Source organism: Bradyrhizobium sp. LTSP885 (genome assembly GCF_000938305.1).
Taxonomy (GTDB): Bacteria; Pseudomonadota; Alphaproteobacteria; order Rhizobiales; family Xanthobacteraceae; genus Bradyrhizobium.
Window position 1 is genome coordinate 100,562 of sequence record NZ_JYMT01000033.1, and the last position, 17,674, is coordinate 118,235.

The window sequence follows — 17,674 nt, forward strand, 5'->3', positions numbered from 1 at the left end:
CACGTGTTCGGATCATGCGCGTCCGACGGCTGCGCGGCGCAGCCGGTCATTGATGGCTTCGCCCAGCCCGTCGTCCGGAATGGGCATGACGGCAATGGCATCCGCGTTTTTTGTGTCGAGCGTGCGAAGATAGCCGAACAGATTGGCGGCGGCCTCGGCGAGATCGCCACGCGGGGACAGATTCATCACGGCGGAGGCGCATTCGGCCCGCGCCACCTTGGCTGGCCCGAACGCAAGCAGGGCCTCGCCGACATGGACATCGCCGGCATTGAGCCGGACGGGTGTGCGTGGCGCGTAATGCGACGTGAGCATGCCGGGGGCGAGCGGCTGGCCGCTGTCGCTCTCCGCGTCCGCTGGCCAGGACAGCAGCGGATGGCCGAGCACTTGCTCGATATCGGCGCGCGGCAGCCCGCCGGGCCGCAGCAGCACCGGATCGGAGAAGCAGCCGACGATAGTGGATTCGACGCCGACATCGACCGCGCCGCCGTCGACGATCAGGTCGATGCGGCCGGCGAGGTCACCATGGACATGCTCGGCCGTGGTCGGCGAGACGTGGCCGGAGAGATTGGCCGATGGCGCGACCACGGCGCCGCCGAAGGCCTTGATGATGTCGCGCGCCACCTTGTGGGCGGGGACCCGAATCGCGACGGTATCGAGGCCGGCCGTGGCCAGCTCCGCCACCGGACAGGACAGGGCCTTGGGCAGCACCAGGGTGAGCGGACCGGGCCAGAAGGCCGTCGCGAGCCGCAGGGCCTGGCCGTCGAACAAGGCAATCCGGCGGGCGGCGGCCAGATCGGCGACATGGGCGATCAGCGGATTGAAGGCCGGCCGGCCCTTGGCCTGGTAAAGACGGGCGATTGCGGCGGCATTGCCGGCATCGGCGCCGAGGCCGTAGACCGTCTCGGTCGGGAACGCCACCAGCCCGCCCTCGGCCAAAACGCCGGCGGCGGTGGCCGTAGCGGCGAGGCCGGCGGGCAAAACGAGCGTTTTCAGGCCTGTTTCCACTGTGACTTAAATCCTCAATACGGTGCCTTGCGGTCCCCGAAACCCGACGCTATAAGCCGGCCTCTTAGTCGGAGTGTGGCTCAGCCCGGTAGAGCACTGCGTTCGGGACGCAGGGGTCGCAGGTTCGAATCCTGCCACTCCGACCATCTTTTCAATATCTTATAATTTCGCCTCTGACGATGCGCAACGAAATGCGCAACGAAATTGGCGAGTTTCCGGTGTTCTTGACGCTCATCGTTTGCCGACTTACATGCCGATTAGTGCAGCGGGAACGGTTCCGCTGTCGAATGGATGGGGATTTTGCCCCGCCAGAAATGGGCAAGGAGGCCCAAAAGCTATGGCGCAGCTATTCATCAAAATCGCGATCTTGATGTTCGGGGGACAATGGCAGTCATCCCTTGCGAGCGAACTCGGCATCAACGAACGCACCCTTCGGCGCTTTGTGGCTGGAACGTCGCCTATTCCGGTGGGCATCTGGAATGAACTACGTCGCCGGCTTTTCAACAAGGGCGTCGAAGTACAGCGCATGCACGAGCGCCTCACGGGGCTTCTCCCGCATACCGGCAAGATCGCACTGTCGCCGATCGCCAACACGAAGCCGGATGTCGAGCTGGACGGCCTCTACTTCTGGCTTGATCGCCCGGACGGGAAGCGTATCCGCTGCCGCGCGAGCCGCGGAATCTTCGGCGATCTCGGCGCGGAACGGCCGAATGATGCGCTGCCCATTTTTGAAAAGTGCAGCGACAGCTTTTATCGGGCGGCCAGCACCAAGTTCGAGCTCGGCGAATATGACGATCGTATCGGCATTTTCCTTGAGCCGGATGACGTGATCGTGATGCCGAACGATGGCGCCTAGAGCCGGCGCTCTCAAAAAGCGATTTTATGTGGCCGTGGGGCGATTTGTTCTCACGTGGTCAAGCATGGAGACGGGTCTGGACTTGTTGGCTTTGTCGTCGACAGCGGCGAACAGTTCTGCGCGCCAAAAGACCCCGCACCAATTGGGCGAAAAGACAAAGTTCGTTCGACAGCACCTTTTGCCTAGGTTGTCGGGAGAGCATTCGGCCAAGCTCAGATCGATACTTGAGAGGATCGACCAGCTTAGCGTTCAGCGTCATGACGTAATCCATGGCGCCGGTATTGGCGAAGAAATGAATGGCAAGGCGATGGTAATGACCTTCGCGAGCCTGCTTCAGCCCAAGGGCAGGCCACGTCGCTTGCCGATGACGGTAACCGCCGATCACCTTGATAAGCTAACAGCAGATATTTTTGATCTTTGGGGTGATTTACTCGATTTCGCAGAAATTGCTGCACGCGAGATTCGAAAGAATTAGCGGCGTCTCTAAGCGCTTCATCCCAGGAAAACACGATGTGGTGGCATGTCAATTTTTCTCGTAGGAGATCCCCTTCTCATCGAGGAATTTTAAGAATGGCTCGTCGACGGAAATAAATCGTACTGGGCTGAAGTCTGAATAAGCTTCGATCCGACCCGTTACGATGACCGGCGGACCTTCAACTAAGCTTGATATGGTACCACCGATCTGGCCGGGGATGCGCGGAAGCGATCGCTGCCATAACCGATGCTCTTCAATGATCTGGCGACGACGCTCGCCAGGAACCTGAATATTCGGCACTTCGAACTCCCGTTCGTTACGTGGCATCCTCGAGACCGAGCTCGCGTCTCGCCACCTTCATCGCATCCATCGATGATCGAACCCAGGGGGCGCTAACTCCATGAATCAAGCGATGGCGGCCGTCGATCGAGTAAGTGACGTTCCATTCGTCCGGCTTTGCCGACCGGTGCTGCGCGCCGATCTGCACCCCTAAAATCTCAATAGCCATGACTGTCTTCTCCAATCCCAGTAGAGGTTGGCTCCGATTCGCGGCGGGTCAATGACGGGAAATGCAATGTGAGGAAATATCGGTGGAAAAAGAGTCTTGGGCTGCCGAGCGGATAGTTCGCTGTTAGCTAACGCCGTCCCCTAAACGCCTCTGCCGCCTCTTCCTGAAAGTCCGGGTGGTGATGGCCGTAGTTAGCCTCCAGCTGTTCTACGGTCATCCCCAGCCAGCCAGCGGCCTCCCACATATCAACGCCGGCCTGCATCAACCACGTGGCCGCAGTGTGGCGCAGCGAATGCCGGACGACATCTTCGCCAAGCCCAGCGTCCTGCAGAATGCCTTCCCAAGCCGAACGGATTTTGCCGGCAAGCGGCTGCCCATCGTTCACGCGGTTGACGACGAAGCGGATTTGCTCGTCGCTCTTCAGAATGCCGGCCGAGCGCAACTCGCCTGACCGCGTTTTGTCGATCTGGTGCCAGCGGACCAGGTGAGGGCGCAGACGACTGGCGATCTTTGCTGGTGGGCGTCGCTTCTTGGTTGAACGCTCCAGTGCGCCTTTGCCCTGATAGACCATGGCGTCCAAGTTCATCCAGGGATGCGTGGTGGTGGGGAGCCATTGCGTGCGCCGAATCGTTTCCTCGCGCCGCGCGCTGTAAACGCCAATGAGGCAAAAGCGGGCGGCCGGATAACGTCGCCGGATGATCCACCGCTCGCGACGCAATAGCTTGCCATCTTCCTTTCGTTTCCAGGCGTTTCGCTGGTTATCCCACACGTAGCCGATTGCGGCACCGAGCAGGCGCGCGGCTTCGTTGCGCGTCAGCCAGCGGTGGCGCCCTTCCGCCTTGGGAGGCAGGGTAATCTTCGGAACAACGCTCAGCGTGTGCTCTGCATGGTACGCGTTGACGGCAGCACGCAAATCCTCAAGCCGGCGCCTGGCGGTTTGATCGGAAACTTTGCCTTGACGTGGCTTAAGCCCGGTCTGCCTGTTGTTTTCATTCGGCGTGCCGGTGGACCAGTCCACGAAGTCGCGGCACAGCTGGGCCTTGAGTTTGCTCACCGTCTTGTCACCAAAGAAGCAATTAAGATCGAGAAGCCGGATGAGAAGCAGATCGTGCTGCGCCCAGGCTCGCTCGTCATTCTCGTCCTTGGGCCGTTTGGATATCTCGTAGGCTGTAAGGACGTCGGCTATGGCGAGGACGCCGGGGTCAGTTGCGCCGATTGTGGTTGTGTGCCGTCTGCCGATATAGGTTTCGAGCGCCTTCGCAGCGCCATCAACATTGTCGCGGCTGCAACCTGTGCGGATCTGCCGTCGCTTTCCCTCTGATCGATCGAGGATGACCCAGCACCCTTCGTCTTCTCGGAACCAGAGACGTGGCGGCTTGGCTTTGCGGCCCGGCATGACGGTTTGACCAATTTGCGGATGGCACGAGGCGTGGTCAGATCCTTGCCTACCACTTTGGCGATTTCAAGAGTCCCAGCGGCCGCTGCCCTGCGCAATGATGATAATGTCAATGGACCGTGTGGAAAAAATATGGCAGCTGCCTCGACAAGGGTCATCACTTCGTCCTCACCCCATTGGAGGGGATCCGGGCGTGCTTTCGCGCGGGCGAGCTTGTCGGTGTTACGCTTTGGCATCTGGACGCGGTACTCTTGAATTCGCGAGACCTTTGGCTCGGCCGCTCCGTTCAAGGTGTATGCGAAATTTGCTCTCCGGGAAGCTTTGTTCCTTTAGTTGTACGGTAATCGGCGGCTTCGGAGTGCAGATCGGACACGCTTTTGCGAAGCCGCCGGCGGACAACCCGTACTCCTTGAAAATCGAACGGCGGATGCCCTGCTAGGATCGAGCGAACGCGACGAGTGGTACGAGATCGTGATTGTCGGCGGCTCTGAGCGCCGCGATGTAGGTGTCGCGGGCCGCGCCGGCGGCTTGAAGGTCCGCGCCACCGCAGGTGAAATGCTTGCCGCCGAGCTGCGAGATCAAAACGTCGGCCGCGAGATGAGACCAACGGCCGTTTCCATCGGAAAGGGATGTACGGAACTCGCGATGGAATCGCACCGCGATCTCATCCGCTCAATCCAATATCGCGCGTCGTCAATTACCCACGCGCCCAAGTCGACCTGAGGCATAGTCGAAGCCGGCGCCGCTATCTATGCGCTGCCTATGCTAAATCGGCGAACGTCGTTCGACGTACCTTGCGGATATTTGCAGGCCGTGGGCGCGCGGGATTTGCCTTTAGGGGGCAAGCGCCTAAAAGCGATCAGGCCGGTCGGCGCGACGGTAATCTGCCTTTCGCTAGTCGCAGAACCATTCATGGACGACGAATTACAGAACTTTACCACTCAATGCCGCCTCCCGCCAGCGCCGTACACTCATCACGTCGAATCGCTCGCTTTGGAAAACAATCTGCTTCACTAGCCTCTTGCCGTTGTCACTTTCTCGGTTCAAGTAGCTTCGCACGTCCATCCAGCGGATTTCGCTTTTGGAATTTCGGACTACAAGCAAAACTGGAAATGCCTGTTCTCTCCAATACTCAGCATGCCGCGGCTTCTCAATTCTAAAGATTTCTGCACCGTCGCTCTTTCGCGTTTTCAAATATGAATCACCGGATTTCAATTGCAGATAGACCATTCGGCCAGTTGCATGGCCCGTCTCGGATTTAAACTCAACCTCCATGTCGATGCCGTGGTCGCTTACATTCTTCTCACGACAGATTTGACCGGCCAACGCCACGGTCGAGATCACGTCGCCAACAAGCGCACGCTCCTTGCTCTCATTATCCAATACAATTGACGCCTGCTCTTGAAGATCTTGCACCTTTTTTTGAATTTCAGGACTGGCGAAACATTGCTCCATTTCATCCCAAAGAGGGACCCTCTTTTCACATTCTGAGCAGACAATGGTGGGAGAATCACCATTGCTTACGAGAGTTTTAGCTTGATCGGTAACTCCGACCGAGGCCGGTCGTCTGTGTAACCATCCATCAAGCCGCTTCATTGCAACTTCGCGATTGCCCACCGGCGTATAACAATGGGGACAAACGTAATGCCGCAAACGCACAACGTCTCTAGCGTTTTGTAGCAAGTGCTCGTGAACGTATTTGCTGAAAATAATTCGTTCCTGCATTGGAATCACGGGATCAAAATACAACTCCAGCTCGCCAGCGCCTGCGACGCGGCGAATTAGCTTCACACCCAACTGCTTTTTGGTAAGCGTCCTAAAGTCGGCGGCGTACCTCCAAAGATGATCCTGTTCGAACGATTTAGTGTGATGGAGCCGCACCACCAGCCGGGCGTAAAGATCATCGACGAATCCGTTGAAACGATAGCTCACTTGAACCGCCGGATGGTCAACCAATTCGGGGCGTTCGCGCCGGTAGTAGCTTGGAAAGATAAGTAGTGAGCCTTGATCCGTGTTTTCGCGCAAGCACAGGCCGCGCTCAACCAGCATTTGATACATAGCCAGCAAAACAAACCGTTCATCGTCCTCCCCAATCCGTGGCGTCGAGGACTGGTAGGTAAGTGATTTGCCATCCAGCATGCGCTCTTCAGCAATGCAGCCGCGTTCATGCTTATCCTCGCGCATACTTTGAATCACAGCTTGAGCATAGGCGTTGATCAGCTCCGGTTGGAGCAGTATCCAACTACCGAATTTTAGTTCCCAAACGACTGCCGGGCCCGATAGCAGACCTATCACGGCCATTAGTTCATCGTCAGTAAAGCGCGCCGCTTCGGCGGACAAACGAAGTTGAAGTATCTCTCGCAGCTCGTTAAAGCGCAGTAATACGCGCCCCTCGTCCTTGAGACGAATAATCTCCTCTTTGAGTCGCTTGAATAACAAGGGTGATGAGCGCCATGGGATCGATTCCCAATTGATGTTATCGAGAATTGCTTGTTTAAATTCTTCGCACCCAATGCCAATCTTTGCACTCGTTTCTAGCAGGCCAGAGAAACCATGCTCTTTGGCAAACGCCTTTACCTGGGTTCGGCTAACACGTAAGCCACCGGTATCCACCCGTCCTACGACCAACAGCTTAGAGAAAGCCTTGCTTGAGACACGCGCGAGATCGCGGTCCCACTGGCCCAGTGTTTCAAAGATGTCGTCCTTCTGGCCGTCAAAGACCAGCGCGGCCAGGGCCGCGTCATCCATATAAAGTTGGTGGATCAAACGTTGATCCGCCTGGCCGCCAAAATCCCACAGCCAAATTTCTCGCTCTACGCCATCGAGGGAAGCCACAGGCAGCTTCCATTGCGTTGCCCACGCGCCGACTGTGGAACCGCTATCCTGCCACTGCTGCCCCGCCAATATTTTAGAGAGTCCCGTCTTGCCCGCGCCACTCTCGCCGACAAGCAGCACCTTGGCGTTAGTGTACTGAATATAGGTGGACGCGGGAGATCCGGAGGGCGCGGCAGTCGACGCTTTCTCTACCGTAATAGGTTCCGATAAATTCCATTTTCGGATGCCCCCATGTTGATCGGCCGACAGAGCGCGGTTTTGATTGGCAATCCATGCCACATTCCGGACTTCGTCTGTGTGCCCTTCTAGTACGCTAAGACATCGTCCCGTCTCTGCATCCCACAACCGGACTGTGTTATCCCAGGAGCCAGTCAGGATTCGACGGTCATCTGCGCTCCATGCCACAGCCCGGATGCCATCCGTATGACCTTTAAGCGCCTGCGTGCATCGACCCGTCTTCAAATCCCACGTTCGTGCGGTATGATCAGCGGAACCTGACAAGGCAAATCGACGGTCCGCGCTTAATGCTACCCCGAAAACGCGATCAGTATGGCCTTCAAGTACACGGAGGCACTGCCCCGTTGTTACGTCCCATTGCCGTACGGTCATGTCACCTGAGCCGGATAGAACGTGATCTTGGTCGGCGCTCCATGCCACACTCCAGATCGGTCCAGTGTGGCCCCTAAAAACCTGAAGGGTCCGGCCAATATCCACATTCCAAAGACGCAGAGTATTGTCTGAGTCATCCGCTCCGGATAGGGCACGACGCTGGTTTGGAAGCCACCATAAAGATAGCACGTCAGCAGTATGACCTGAGAGTACTCTCAGGCACTCGCCACTCTGCAAATTCCACAGGCGCACGTTGCCGTCAGCGGAGCCGGACAGCGCGCGACGTTGATCGGCGCTGAACACCAAACTTCGGACCTCGCCAAAATCGCCTTCGAGCGCCCGAAGGCGAGTCCGCGCCTGTAAATCCCATAACTCGATGTTTGAGTTAGATCCGACGAGAACGCGCTGTCCATCTGGACTGAATGCGCAGGCCCGAATTCTCGACGTTGGATTAATTGGCAGTTCGATGAAGTCTTCTGAAGCGTGTTCGGTCGGGACCTCTATTTCTTTAAACGCCGGTTTTATGGGTGGAATACAAGCTTCGAAAAGCTTCGCATATGCCTGCTCGTGTTCATCAGGGAGGCAACTGATGTACAGGAATTGCGATAGAGACCCCTTGATCGGAGCGATATCTAACCGCAGCGGAATGAAACGCCGTTGCTTGTTCAAGGGGTCGCGAAACCGAAATGTGCCAGCTTCTAACTGCGCCCAATCAGAACCAAATGCCTGAGCCGACATACACAGGACCAACACGCGTGAATGCTCTAGCCCTTCTTCGATCTTGGCTGGAATGCTATCGCCGGGCCTTATCGCCCATTCATCAAGCCACACCCGTAGTCCATCCGCACGCAATCGTTCCGCGAGGACGCGCACAACGGCTTTATCCTTCGCGCTGTGGCTAAGGAATACATCGAAGTCAAAATCGGCGGATGTTGACACGGTTAGCTCCTACCAAAGCTGCGGCAATCGCGCTAGTTAAGTTATCACCTCGGCAGAGTCAGCTGAGACGGCTCCCATGAGACAGGCCGGATCAACCTGCCTGAGAGTCGCCCAGGTAGCTAAATTCTGCGGTCGATAAGCGGCATCGCTCCGCCATCTGTCAAACACCGAAGCGTCGATAGTTTCGTTGACGGATTTGACGTATCCAGGTGGCGACGCAACGCCGAAGCGACCGGATCCGATCGAACGAAGGTGTCGTTGTCCGAACGTCGCAAGCTTATAAAACCCGCCGGCGAATTGGGAGTATGAGTCCGCGACGGGGTCCCGGAACGAACCGGGGTCTATTTGGACGGGATATTTGAAACTGAGGCCTGTGAGGGTCGCTTTTTCTACGAGCCAGGCGAGTGGGATTTGCGCGAGCCGATCGTCAATATAGCCACCGCCGATGTTCGCGTGTGCGCCCACAAACCAGCGTTGCTCCACAAGCGGTTGCAATCTGGGTGTTCGCGCTTGAGCTCCAGTTTGCAATGGAGTGAATTTCGTCCAGATCGCCGGCGAAAAGTGGCGTCTATGTTCGTCAATCGCGAGTGCCTGATAGGTCCGGCGATAAAGGTTGCTCAATCTGGTATGATGAAATTGAGAACGCTTGCTGGAAAACCAAAAATTGCCAAATGGAACACCCAACGAGCCTACGGTATCGAATACACCGGTGAATTCTATATTGATTCTTTGTGAATAGCTGAGCAGCCACTGCTCTTCCCGCGATGGAGGGAATATGCGCGGCTCGTCCGTTGAACTTTCGCCTCGCTTGAGGCGACGGCTCAGCTCGCGTTGTTCGAATTGCAATTGATAAATCGGACGTGTTGCCTTGCTGTCGATATAACGCTTGAAAATCTGCTCGACTGAAAGGGGAGCACCTGGCTGGAGTAAGCCACACTTTGCAATCAATCCGGTCAAGCTTCGGGCCGTGAATGCCCCTCGACTAAATCCAAATACAAAAACATCGTCGCCAGGCTCATAGTTCTCAATGAGCCAGCGATATGCAGAAATGACGTTTGAATCAAGCCCATAACCAAACATGCCACCTCGAAGTTTCTCGCCCTTGCGAGATCCAACACCTGTGTCGTAATAGACAACCTGCCGTGCACCATCGGCGGATTGCTCCGCGCAAAGAGCTCGCAAGCGCCAAACGTTTGTATTGTCCCGCACGGTGTTCCACGTGCCGTCGAGAAACAACGCGATGCGTTTTGCGCCGGGTCGCATTTCTGGATTCCCTTGGTCGCGGCCGCACTATTCTTGGCAAACAATATAGCCGAGTGCGTTCATTTCAGTGCAAGCAGAGAAGAATGACAGCAGCAACCAATAAAGCTGCACAAAGTAGGGGTCGGGCGCGCGGCCGGCGGCGATGTCGGCTAGTGCGCGTTCGACGGCCCCGCGGCTCAATGAGGATGTGACGATAAAGACTCGACGGACCGCATCCGGAGCACTGCGCGCGCGTTCGAATTCCCTTGCGAGCTCGTCGGAATTTCCGCGCGAGACCCGCGGGATCGATGTCTTCACACCACCATTGACGTAATTTTTCTTCCAGCCACGAATTTTTGCGGCCATTGCTTCTGCTGGCAAGCTCATCCGTTGTAGGTTCTTTATCGCCTGGCTTACCGAAATGTGGAATGGCCCAGCGCCTAGCGACAAGTTGCCATGCTTCGCGTGGTAGAACGTGATGCGCGGCGGGCTACTGGTGTTATTGAGGCCGATAAAGTCTGCCCACTCGTCGCCCAGATCGTCGCAAACAAGTACCTCATCGCCCTCGGCGATCGCCGCTTCAATCGTACCGAATGTCGAGTCCGCATCGAATACACGTTGCCTGCTCTTGAAGGTTCCCTTTTCATCAGTTACGCCCGCAAGCAGGGGATGTGGGCGCAAGTAGCGCAGGAAGGACTTTCCGCCATCGGCTAACCCATCATCGCGAAACAGAGTTCCGTCGATATATGCGAGGGAGAGAGCGTCAAATAGCAAGATGAATCGGTTCTCGCGGTCGATGTAGCGCCGAATTGACGTTCGAGCTGGGTCTTGTCCGAGCGGGTATTTGGTGCTTTCTACCTCCACATTTGCGGTATGCGGAAGTTGGAGATCGCGCAAAGCGACGCGAGACTTGTTGATTGCAATGGATCCCACCCTGACGTCTCCGGCGCCCGTATGGATGTCCATGATGTGCCCATCGCCATTGATCTTGAGCACACTATCAAGCTCCGCGAGCACCAAGTCACTTTCAGCTTTGGTGAGCGTAATGATTCGATCGCCGTTTGCACGTACAAGCCTTATCTCGCGGCTTTCATGCAATTCGTCGGTCAAGCTGGATACGTCTACGGCGAAAGTTGTCGGGCGTGCAGAGATGCTGGCCAAATCAATGGCACGAGCGAAGGTACGGATGAAGGGCGCGGGCGGCTTCCCCCCATCGACCAGTTCGTTGATTACGGCCCTGGCGTAGTCGACCAAGGTAAGGTGATCGACGCGGTCCGAACGCTGAGCGATTCTTCCTGTGCTAGGAGTGGTCGAGTAATGTTCTGCTCCCGATTGGACTGCGTAAGCTTGCGGTACATAACGATTTGCGCCCGCGGGACCAACAACCTCCCGCAGGTCATTGGCCTCGAACATTTTGTTTCGCATGGCGTGTTTCGACACTGACATGTTACGGAGGCGAATTTTTTGAAAGACGCCGTCTTGTTTGGCGATCGCAATATCGATACGTTCCGTGGGCACGCGACCAAGATACCGCGTCACGAAGCCGGAGGGCATGTCGAGCTTTGACCTGAAGACCGCAACGTAGCCACGATGTTCGACCAAAAGCAGAAATCCACAGATCCGCTCGCGGACAGCGGCCTCTTCTAACAAAAACGCGGGCGAGCGATCGTAGAGAAACGAGATTGCCGACCAGACAGTGTCGCCTTCTCGCTCACGTCGGTGGTGAAAGAGATTCTGAGATGCAGATGGCTGGGCTGAGCGGACGTGACGGAAAAGTTCATCCACGGCGGCGTTGCTTAGTGCACGTTTCAGCTTATGAAAGTTGGCGGTTTTGCCAACACGCAGATTATTGATCAAACGCCATTCCTCCCCGCGGCCGAACTGTGACCCTCTGGCAGAGACTGTCGGATAGCATCTTGAGCCTTAGAAAACGGGGTAGAGTATTGTTGTTCAATGTAAGGTAGAATATATCGTTCTACGCCGAGCTCTTGACGAGCTCAATAGTCCTTATGCCGGATGAGCACACCTATTGGCCGTCTACGCGCTGCTGGCCATCGTAAGAATAGCCCGGTTATGATCGCGAAATTCGTCTCGGGTATTGTTGAAGGATTGCCGTGCTCAGGGGACGTCAAAAGTCGAAATGAAGCCTCGGGATCGGTTGTTATCGTAAAGGCGGAGCGGAAGATCCGACTTGGGCATCCACACCCGTCCGACCTCAACCGCGAGCGAGGCCGGAAGCGCTGGAAAGACATGAAGTAGCGTTTCCTCGCCGTGGCGAGCTTTGACGCGGTCGTAGAGATGTCGGAGTTCTCGGCGAAATGTTGCTTGGTCATCCGCCCGACGAAGAATGTCGTTGTGCGGCTGATCGGCGCAACACGACCAGATTGCGACATCGGCCCCCAGCACAGCCTGCAGCCTCGAATCAGTCACAGTTGCGCTGAACCCGAGTTTCAGGGCGACCGGGCCGGACAATTTGGCATCGGGCTCTGTGATCCGAATGACAATGGGCGGCCCATCGGAGGCCCAACGCCAGCTTGCCGGCTCGCGATGGCGCTGGTGAACGGTGGCAGGAACGATGTCGCAGAGCAATCTGCCGAGCTCAATTAGCAGGGGCTGTGGCGCGAGCGCAAAAACGCTGAGATGCCTGATCTCCTGGCGCTCAACGCGGCCTCGTACCTTGGCCTCGAACTGTCGTCTCAGATTCTCGCGCTGAGTACTCCAATAGGCCGGCTCGTCGTCGCGAAAGGCGCACCCCACCATCTCGAGGTCCAGGGTCTGGTTGCTGGCAGGATGACGCGCAGGCGGCATCGCGGAAAAGATCGCCTGCGTCGACACCAGCGCTTCGTTGTCGCAGATGGTGGCACCGAACCTAATGACGTGAGATGCGCGGTCTGCGTCGATGCCGGCGACGACCGCGATCCGGGCTTCATGCTCGGCCTTCATGGCCAGAAGAACGGGTTCGGGATGATCGGCAACGGCATCGAGATCGATGAGCTTATGGTGTCGCGCGCACATCAGCATGAGGTTTTCGAGGCTGCAGGCAAGTCGGGGAGATCGGACAGGATCGCCGCGCGGGCCGCCCTCGACGTCCGCGACGATGTGCGCGATGAAGCCGAATATCCCGTCTTGGCGGCCGGCGACGAGGTCGCCGACCAGATCGGCGTTGCATCCCCGGTATTGGCAGCGGCCCGCCGTGCGAGCCCACAGTGCCGATTGGATTTTCTGCGGGATGCTGCTTTTAGACACCGGCGCCTCCCGCCTCGACGTGGCGGCCGCTCGCCGTCCATCGGCGCGTGGCGCGCCAACCTTCGTAAGCCGCGAGCCATTCGATGATCCAGGGCACGGTCGTATGCGCCAGACTATCGAAGGGCGACCAGTCATCGGCATCGGGGTCGAGCATGCACAGCCTCACGTCACCATCCTGGGTATAGTAGACGTGGGGCAGGCTTCCCAAAGGATCGCCCGGACGCCGCCTCAGCGGCGGCGACAGGACCCGTACCCGCGGTTGAAGGTCACGTACATTGAGCTGCTCGATGATGAGAGGCGCGCGATAGGTGATGTCCACCGCGAACGTCTGAAGGAGGGGCCGGACGGGCCCCTGCCAGGATGCGGTCGGACCGTCTCGGTTGGTTAGCCTGAAGCCCGGCCACAGGGAGGCCATATCCGCAATCTGTGCTTCGATGGTCATCATCACCTTCAGCGCCGCTCGCCCATGTTGGTGTGCGCACGGGCGGTGACCGGCGCCAAGCTCGTTGCTGTGCTGATGATCGCCGGCGCGGCCGGCGTGAACAGGCCACCCGAGCGCGTATAGCCATGCTGCCTCGCCTGAACTTGACTCCCAATCCGCTGGTTGAAGGCCTTGATCGAACGAGTGACGACGCGTTCGCCAAACTGCTCGCGCAGCCACTCCTGGAGATCTTCGAGTTGCACGTTGCCGTTGCGGGCGGCCTCGAGGCCGTTTGCGAGCAGATGCAGTCTCCCGGAATAGGCGGTTTGCTGCATTTGCGACTCGGGCCAGCGGTCGGTGAACCGCTCCGCCGGAAACTCGGGGTTGGGAACTGACAGCAGCCGTCCTTGCTTTGCCGCAGCGTCGATCGCTCGAGCAGTCCAGCGCGCTTGCCGGATCAACATCTCGGCCAGACCCAGGCCCGGATGGGCGGCATGACCGGCATGGCAGGACAGCATCACCGATGGCGGGATGCGGCCCGTTTCGCTCGCATAGGCGCTGTTGCGATGCCGCTTGATCAGCTGCAGCGCCACTGTGGTGACGCTCTTGATGATGAGCGGCGTTTGCGGCGGAACCTGTTCGACGTCTGCGGCAGCGAAGGCGATGCCGGCCTGCTCATAGAGTCGCTTGTTCAAGGCCAGCGCGAACCCCTCTTCAGTGGGCGTTCGGGCGCAGTACCATTTGGCAAAGGCATACGAATTCATCGGCACATAGCGCGGCGGGTCGTCGCGAGCGCCTCTTTTCGCGTGCGGAATCTCGCCTTCTTTCTCCTTCGGGGCCCGGCGCCGCGACGGCGTAACGTCGAGGTGCATCCCGTCGGCGTAGTAGAGCGTGAGGCACCTCGTCTGCCGCACGATCCGGCTCACGGGGTAGCCTTCGAGCGCCGCCTCAAGGTCATCGAGCAATGCCTCTGGACCGAGATCGGAACCGCCGATTTCGGCGACGATGTCGAGATCGTATTCGTCGTCCGTCCCTCTCGTCGACGTGGTGGCGTCGATCGCCATCGAACCTTGCGCGTAGAAGCAGGCGACCCGCCCTTCGAGCGGGCTTCCGGAGCGCTCGATGTAGCGCCGAACGGCCTCGTAGCGGTCGACCGCCTTGGCATGCAGGCCAGGTGGAAGCTGGATGTTGATGGCAATCTCCGCAAGCACCGCGTCAAGTTGATCGGCGAAGGGATCGCGGGGCTGGTAGCCGTGGCGCCAAGGAAGAGACTCTGACATCGATGATGATCCTCGTTTTCAACTGATCGCCGCGCAGACGGGCCGACTGAAGGCGGCGGCCCGTCGCGTTATCCTTTCGGCGGGAAGGGGTCGTTGCCGTACGAGTTGGCGTCCCGGATACGACAGTTTTGGGCGGTGGATGACGACTTCGCCGTACTCGCGAAGTGCGGTGTTGCGCACCACGTCCGTCGCTTCGGCTTGGATGTGATGGGTGGATCCCGCAGGCGAGGCGCCTTCGCGGCGCATTGCCCAGCCGGGTCCGTGCGGCACAACATGGATGCGCTTCGACATTGTGGTTCCTTCGATTCTCCGCGAGCCCATGCCCGCCGGCCAACATAGATTCCTGAAACTCGGATTTATGTCAAGTATGATCACAATGGCATGTGCTTATTAAGCACAATGTGTTTGTGAGGTTGACAAGAGCCTCCGACGCACCGCAAACAACGGTTATGGCAGGCGACCCGATCTACAAGGGGTTCGGAAACGCCGTTTCTACGCGGCGGAAAGCGCTCGGGCTGACGCAGGCGCAGCTGGCGGGCAAAGTGAAGATGTCGCGCGCGTCGATCGCAAACATCGAAAGCGGTCGGCAGAATGTCCTGCTGCACCACGTTTACGCGCTCGCCGCTGCACTCGAATTCACGAAGGTGGGTGAGCTTCTGCCGCCGCCGCCACCGCCACAGAAATCCACAGGGGAGGAACTTAGGATGACGGTATCAAACCAGGCGCTATCGCTGTCGGAGCACGCAGAAGCCCAAGTCACGGATCTGATCTCGAGCGCGCTCGCCCCACGCCGTGGCCTCAAGGCCGGATCGTGACGGTCGCGGACCAAGATCGTGCGCGAGAGGCCGCGCGTTCGATCCTTCGGGAGTTCGGCATCTCCACGCCACCCGTCCCGATCGAACGCATCATCAAGTCACGCAAGATCGTTCTCCAATATGCTCCGCTGGACGAGGATCTATCGGGCATGGCCTACATCAAGGATGGCATCGGCATTATCGGCGTGAATGCGCTTCATCACCCCAATCGTCAGCGCTTTTCGGCAGCCCATGAACTCGCTCATCACGTACTGCATGCGCCGGACATCCGGCAAGCTGTTCACGTGGATAAGGGCATCCGCATTCTGTTCCGAGACGATGTCTCGGCGCTCGGGACCGAGCCGATGGAAATCGAAGCCAACGCTTTCGCGTCGGAATTACTCATTCCAGGCGAGCTCCTGGCTGCGGCTTTAGAAGGTAGCGGCGTGGACATCGAAGACGAGGCCGCCGTCGAGGCGGTCGCACGGCGATTCCGGGTGAGCCCGGCGGCCATGCGCTTTCGGTTGAGTCGGTTCTAGCGGAGGACGTATGAGCTTCGTCTTCTTCGATACCGAAACGACGGGGCTTAAGCGCGGTTTCGACCAGATTCTTCATTTCGCCGCCGTTCGAACGGACGCGGACCTGAATGAAATTGCGCGGTTCGAGACGAGATCTCGACTGCTTCCCCACGTGCTTCCGCATCCGTCGGCATTGCGGACCAACGGACTACCGATCGAACGACTCATGGATACGAGCCTTTCGTCGCATTACGCCATGATCGGAGAGATTCAGCAGATATTGCTGGCTTGGAGTCCGGCTATCTTTGTGGGCTTCAACTCGATCCGCTTCGACGAAGAGATGCTGCGCCACGCACTGTTTCAGTGTCTCTTCCCTGCCTTTCTCACAAGCAACCACAGGAATTGCCGCGCCGATGCTCTGAGCCTTGTTATGGCCGCCGATGCAGTATCGCCAGCACAGCTCGTGGTACCGCTTGGCGCCGAAGGCCGTCGGAGTTTCCGGCTCGCGCTATTGGCGGCTGCGAATGGCGTGGGTCACACACATGCGCATGATGCGATGTCGGATGTGCTCGCGACGGTCGATCTTTGCCGCCTCGTGTTCCAGCGGTCGCCCGAGTTGTGGCAGCGTTTTGTGCGTTTTTCGAACAAGGCGACCGTAGTGGACTTCGTCGAGGCTGAAGATGGCTTTGTGCTTACCGAATTCTTCGGAGGGCAGGCTTATCATACTGCCGCCGTCTGCATCGGCCGCGATCCGGATCAGGCAAATGGTCGGCTTTGCCTGAGCCTGGCCGAGGAGGTCGAACCGCTCGCAGCGATGAATGACGTCGAGTTGCAGTTCCGACTATCTGAGAAGCCCTCTCCCATTCGACGTTTGAGAGTTAACGCCGCACCCACGTTGACGGCGCTCTTCGACGCTCCGGATCACATGCTGAACGGGGCTTCGATCGACAGCGTTGAACGACGTGCTCGCCGGGTGAAGAACGACGCCGGCCTGCGTGTCCGGCTCGTCGCGGCCTACATTGCTTCACGTAAACCCTATCCGTTGTCCCCTCACATCGAGGAACGCATCTACAACGGCTTTCCCGGGCCTGGTGATGAGATGCGCACGGTCGCATTTCACAACGCGCGCTGGGAGGAGCGTGTTGCCATAATGCAAAGCTTCGACGACGAGCGTCTCCGCTGGTTCGGGCTTCGTCTTATCTACTTCGAAGCGCGTTCGGTCCTCCCGGCGCCCTTGCGAGCGCAGGTCGAACGTCGCTTGGCAGACCAGCTCACCGGTGACGGCACGGGCGCGCTCACCTATGAACTGGCGCTGTCCGAGACGGATAGATTGCTGAAAGACGCCGCCGATTCGGACGATCTGCTCTTAAAATATCGCCGGTACCTTCTTGAGCGGAGCGCCCGCGTGGCAGCATTTAAGGCGCACTTGACCGCCTGAGCCATTGCCATGAGATCGCACCCTAGCCGCTGACGCGGAAAATATGGCGCGCCGAACACGAATGTGAGATAGACCACTATTACGCTTTAGGAGCTGCTCCGTGCCAACTGTC

The 17,674-nt window shown here is 58.2% G+C and carries 17 protein-coding genes and 1 tRNA gene; 7 read left to right on the forward strand and 11 right to left on the reverse strand.

Annotated elements, in window-relative coordinates:
* Positions 1-12 precede the first annotated feature (12 nt).
* The gene (locus UP09_RS20635) at positions 13-1,005 is read right to left on the reverse strand and encodes an L-threonylcarbamoyladenylate synthase (RefSeq protein WP_044540112.1); all 993 of its coding nucleotides are present in this window, start codon (positions 1,003-1,005) and stop codon (positions 13-15) included.
* 69 nt (positions 1,006-1,074) lie between these two features.
* On the opposite strand from UP09_RS20635, the gene UP09_RS20640 reads away from it, so the two are divergent.
* The 3 genes from UP09_RS20640 (at position 1,075) to UP09_RS20650 (ending at position 2,336) form a co-directional block, all read left to right on the forward strand.
* A tRNA-Pro gene (locus UP09_RS20640) sits at positions 1,075-1,151 on the forward strand.
* 191 nt (positions 1,152-1,342) lie between these two features.
* A complete protein-coding gene (locus UP09_RS20645) occupies positions 1,343-1,861 on the forward strand; it encodes a hypothetical protein (protein WP_044540113.1) in 519 nt (172 codons plus the stop codon).
* A 64-nt stretch (positions 1,862-1,925) separates the two neighbouring features.
* On the forward strand, positions 1,926-2,336 hold the full coding sequence (locus UP09_RS20650) for a hypothetical protein (protein WP_156164689.1): 411 nt from the start codon (positions 1,926-1,928) through the stop codon (positions 2,334-2,336).
* 48 nt (positions 2,337-2,384) lie between these two features.
* Here UP09_RS20650 and UP09_RS37700 read toward each other — a convergent pair whose 3' ends face one another.
* From UP09_RS37700 to UP09_RS20660, 3 genes are all read right to left on the reverse strand, one after another.
* Positions 2,385-2,636, reverse strand: a complete 252-nt coding sequence (locus UP09_RS37700; RefSeq protein ID WP_156164690.1) for a hypothetical protein — start codon at positions 2,634-2,636, stop codon at positions 2,385-2,387.
* 16 nt (positions 2,637-2,652) lie between these two features.
* On the reverse strand, positions 2,653-2,844 hold the full coding sequence (locus tag UP09_RS20655) for a hypothetical protein (RefSeq protein WP_156164691.1): 192 nt from the start codon (positions 2,842-2,844) through the stop codon (positions 2,653-2,655).
* Between the two features lie 127 nt (positions 2,845-2,971).
* Positions 2,972-4,240 carry a site-specific integrase gene (locus tag UP09_RS20660; protein ID WP_052833149.1) on the reverse strand — a complete coding sequence of 423 codons (1,269 nt, stop codon included), beginning with the start codon at positions 4,238-4,240 and terminating at the stop codon, positions 2,972-2,974.
* 471 nt (positions 4,241-4,711) lie between these two features.
* On the opposite strand from UP09_RS20660, the gene UP09_RS37705 reads away from it, so the two are divergent.
* Complete coding sequence (locus tag UP09_RS37705; protein ID WP_156164692.1) at positions 4,712-4,963, forward strand: hypothetical protein; 252 nt, start codon at positions 4,712-4,714, stop codon at positions 4,961-4,963.
* Between the two features lie 201 nt (positions 4,964-5,164).
* On the opposite strand, the gene UP09_RS37070 is transcribed toward UP09_RS37705, so the two are convergent.
* From UP09_RS37070 to UP09_RS37075, 7 genes are all read right to left on the reverse strand, one after another.
* The gene (locus UP09_RS37070) at positions 5,165-8,623 is read right to left on the reverse strand and encodes a TIR domain-containing protein (protein WP_082070215.1); all 3,459 of its coding nucleotides are present in this window, start codon (positions 8,621-8,623) and stop codon (positions 5,165-5,167) included.
* A 36-nt stretch (positions 8,624-8,659) separates the two neighbouring features.
* Positions 8,660-9,886, reverse strand: a complete 1,227-nt coding sequence (locus UP09_RS36605; protein ID WP_044540117.1) for a T6SS phospholipase effector Tle1-like catalytic domain-containing protein — start codon at positions 9,884-9,886, stop codon at positions 8,660-8,662.
* Positions 9,887-9,913: 27 nt separating this feature from the next.
* Positions 9,914-11,722, reverse strand: coding sequence for a hypothetical protein (locus UP09_RS38590; RefSeq protein ID WP_245302082.1), 1,809 nt, complete (start codon positions 11,720-11,722; stop codon positions 9,914-9,916).
* A gap of 261 nt (positions 11,723-11,983) precedes the next feature.
* Positions 11,984-13,111: an SAVED domain-containing protein gene (locus UP09_RS20685; protein ID WP_197082707.1), complete on the reverse strand. Its 1,128-nt coding sequence runs from the start codon at positions 13,109-13,111 to the stop codon at positions 11,984-11,986.
* Complete coding sequence (locus UP09_RS38185; protein WP_245302084.1) at positions 13,104-13,553, reverse strand: type II CBASS E2 protein; 450 nt, start codon at positions 13,551-13,553, stop codon at positions 13,104-13,106. Before UP09_RS38185 ends, UP09_RS20685 begins: the two co-directional genes overlap by 8 nt.
* 8 nt (positions 13,554-13,561) lie before the next feature.
* Positions 13,562-14,812 (reverse strand): nucleotidyltransferase domain-containing protein, encoded by a 1,251-nt coding sequence (locus tag UP09_RS20695; RefSeq protein WP_044540119.1) that lies wholly within the window; start codon positions 14,810-14,812, stop codon positions 13,562-13,564.
* Between the two features lie 18 nt (positions 14,813-14,830).
* Entirely contained in the window at positions 14,831-15,103 is a 273-nt protein-coding gene (locus UP09_RS37075; RefSeq protein WP_502689067.1) for a DUF2188 domain-containing protein, read from the reverse strand.
* A 158-nt stretch (positions 15,104-15,261) separates the two neighbouring features.
* Between UP09_RS37075 and UP09_RS20700 the strand changes: the two genes are divergently transcribed.
* From UP09_RS20700 to UP09_RS20710, 3 genes are read left to right on the forward strand one after another with little or no spacing between them, the layout of a single operon-like run.
* Positions 15,262-15,627 (forward strand): helix-turn-helix transcriptional regulator, encoded by a 366-nt coding sequence (locus UP09_RS20700; RefSeq protein ID WP_044540120.1) that lies wholly within the window; start codon positions 15,262-15,264, stop codon positions 15,625-15,627.
* Positions 15,624-16,145 (forward strand): ImmA/IrrE family metallo-endopeptidase, encoded by a 522-nt coding sequence (locus UP09_RS20705; protein WP_044540121.1) that lies wholly within the window; start codon positions 15,624-15,626, stop codon positions 16,143-16,145. The genes UP09_RS20700 and UP09_RS20705 overlap by 4 nt, the downstream gene beginning before the upstream one ends.
* 10 nt (positions 16,146-16,155) lie before the next feature.
* The gene (locus UP09_RS20710) at positions 16,156-17,562 is read left to right on the forward strand and encodes an exonuclease domain-containing protein (RefSeq protein WP_044540122.1); all 1,407 of its coding nucleotides are present in this window, start codon (positions 16,156-16,158) and stop codon (positions 17,560-17,562) included.
* Positions 17,563-17,674: the final 112 nt, after the last annotated feature.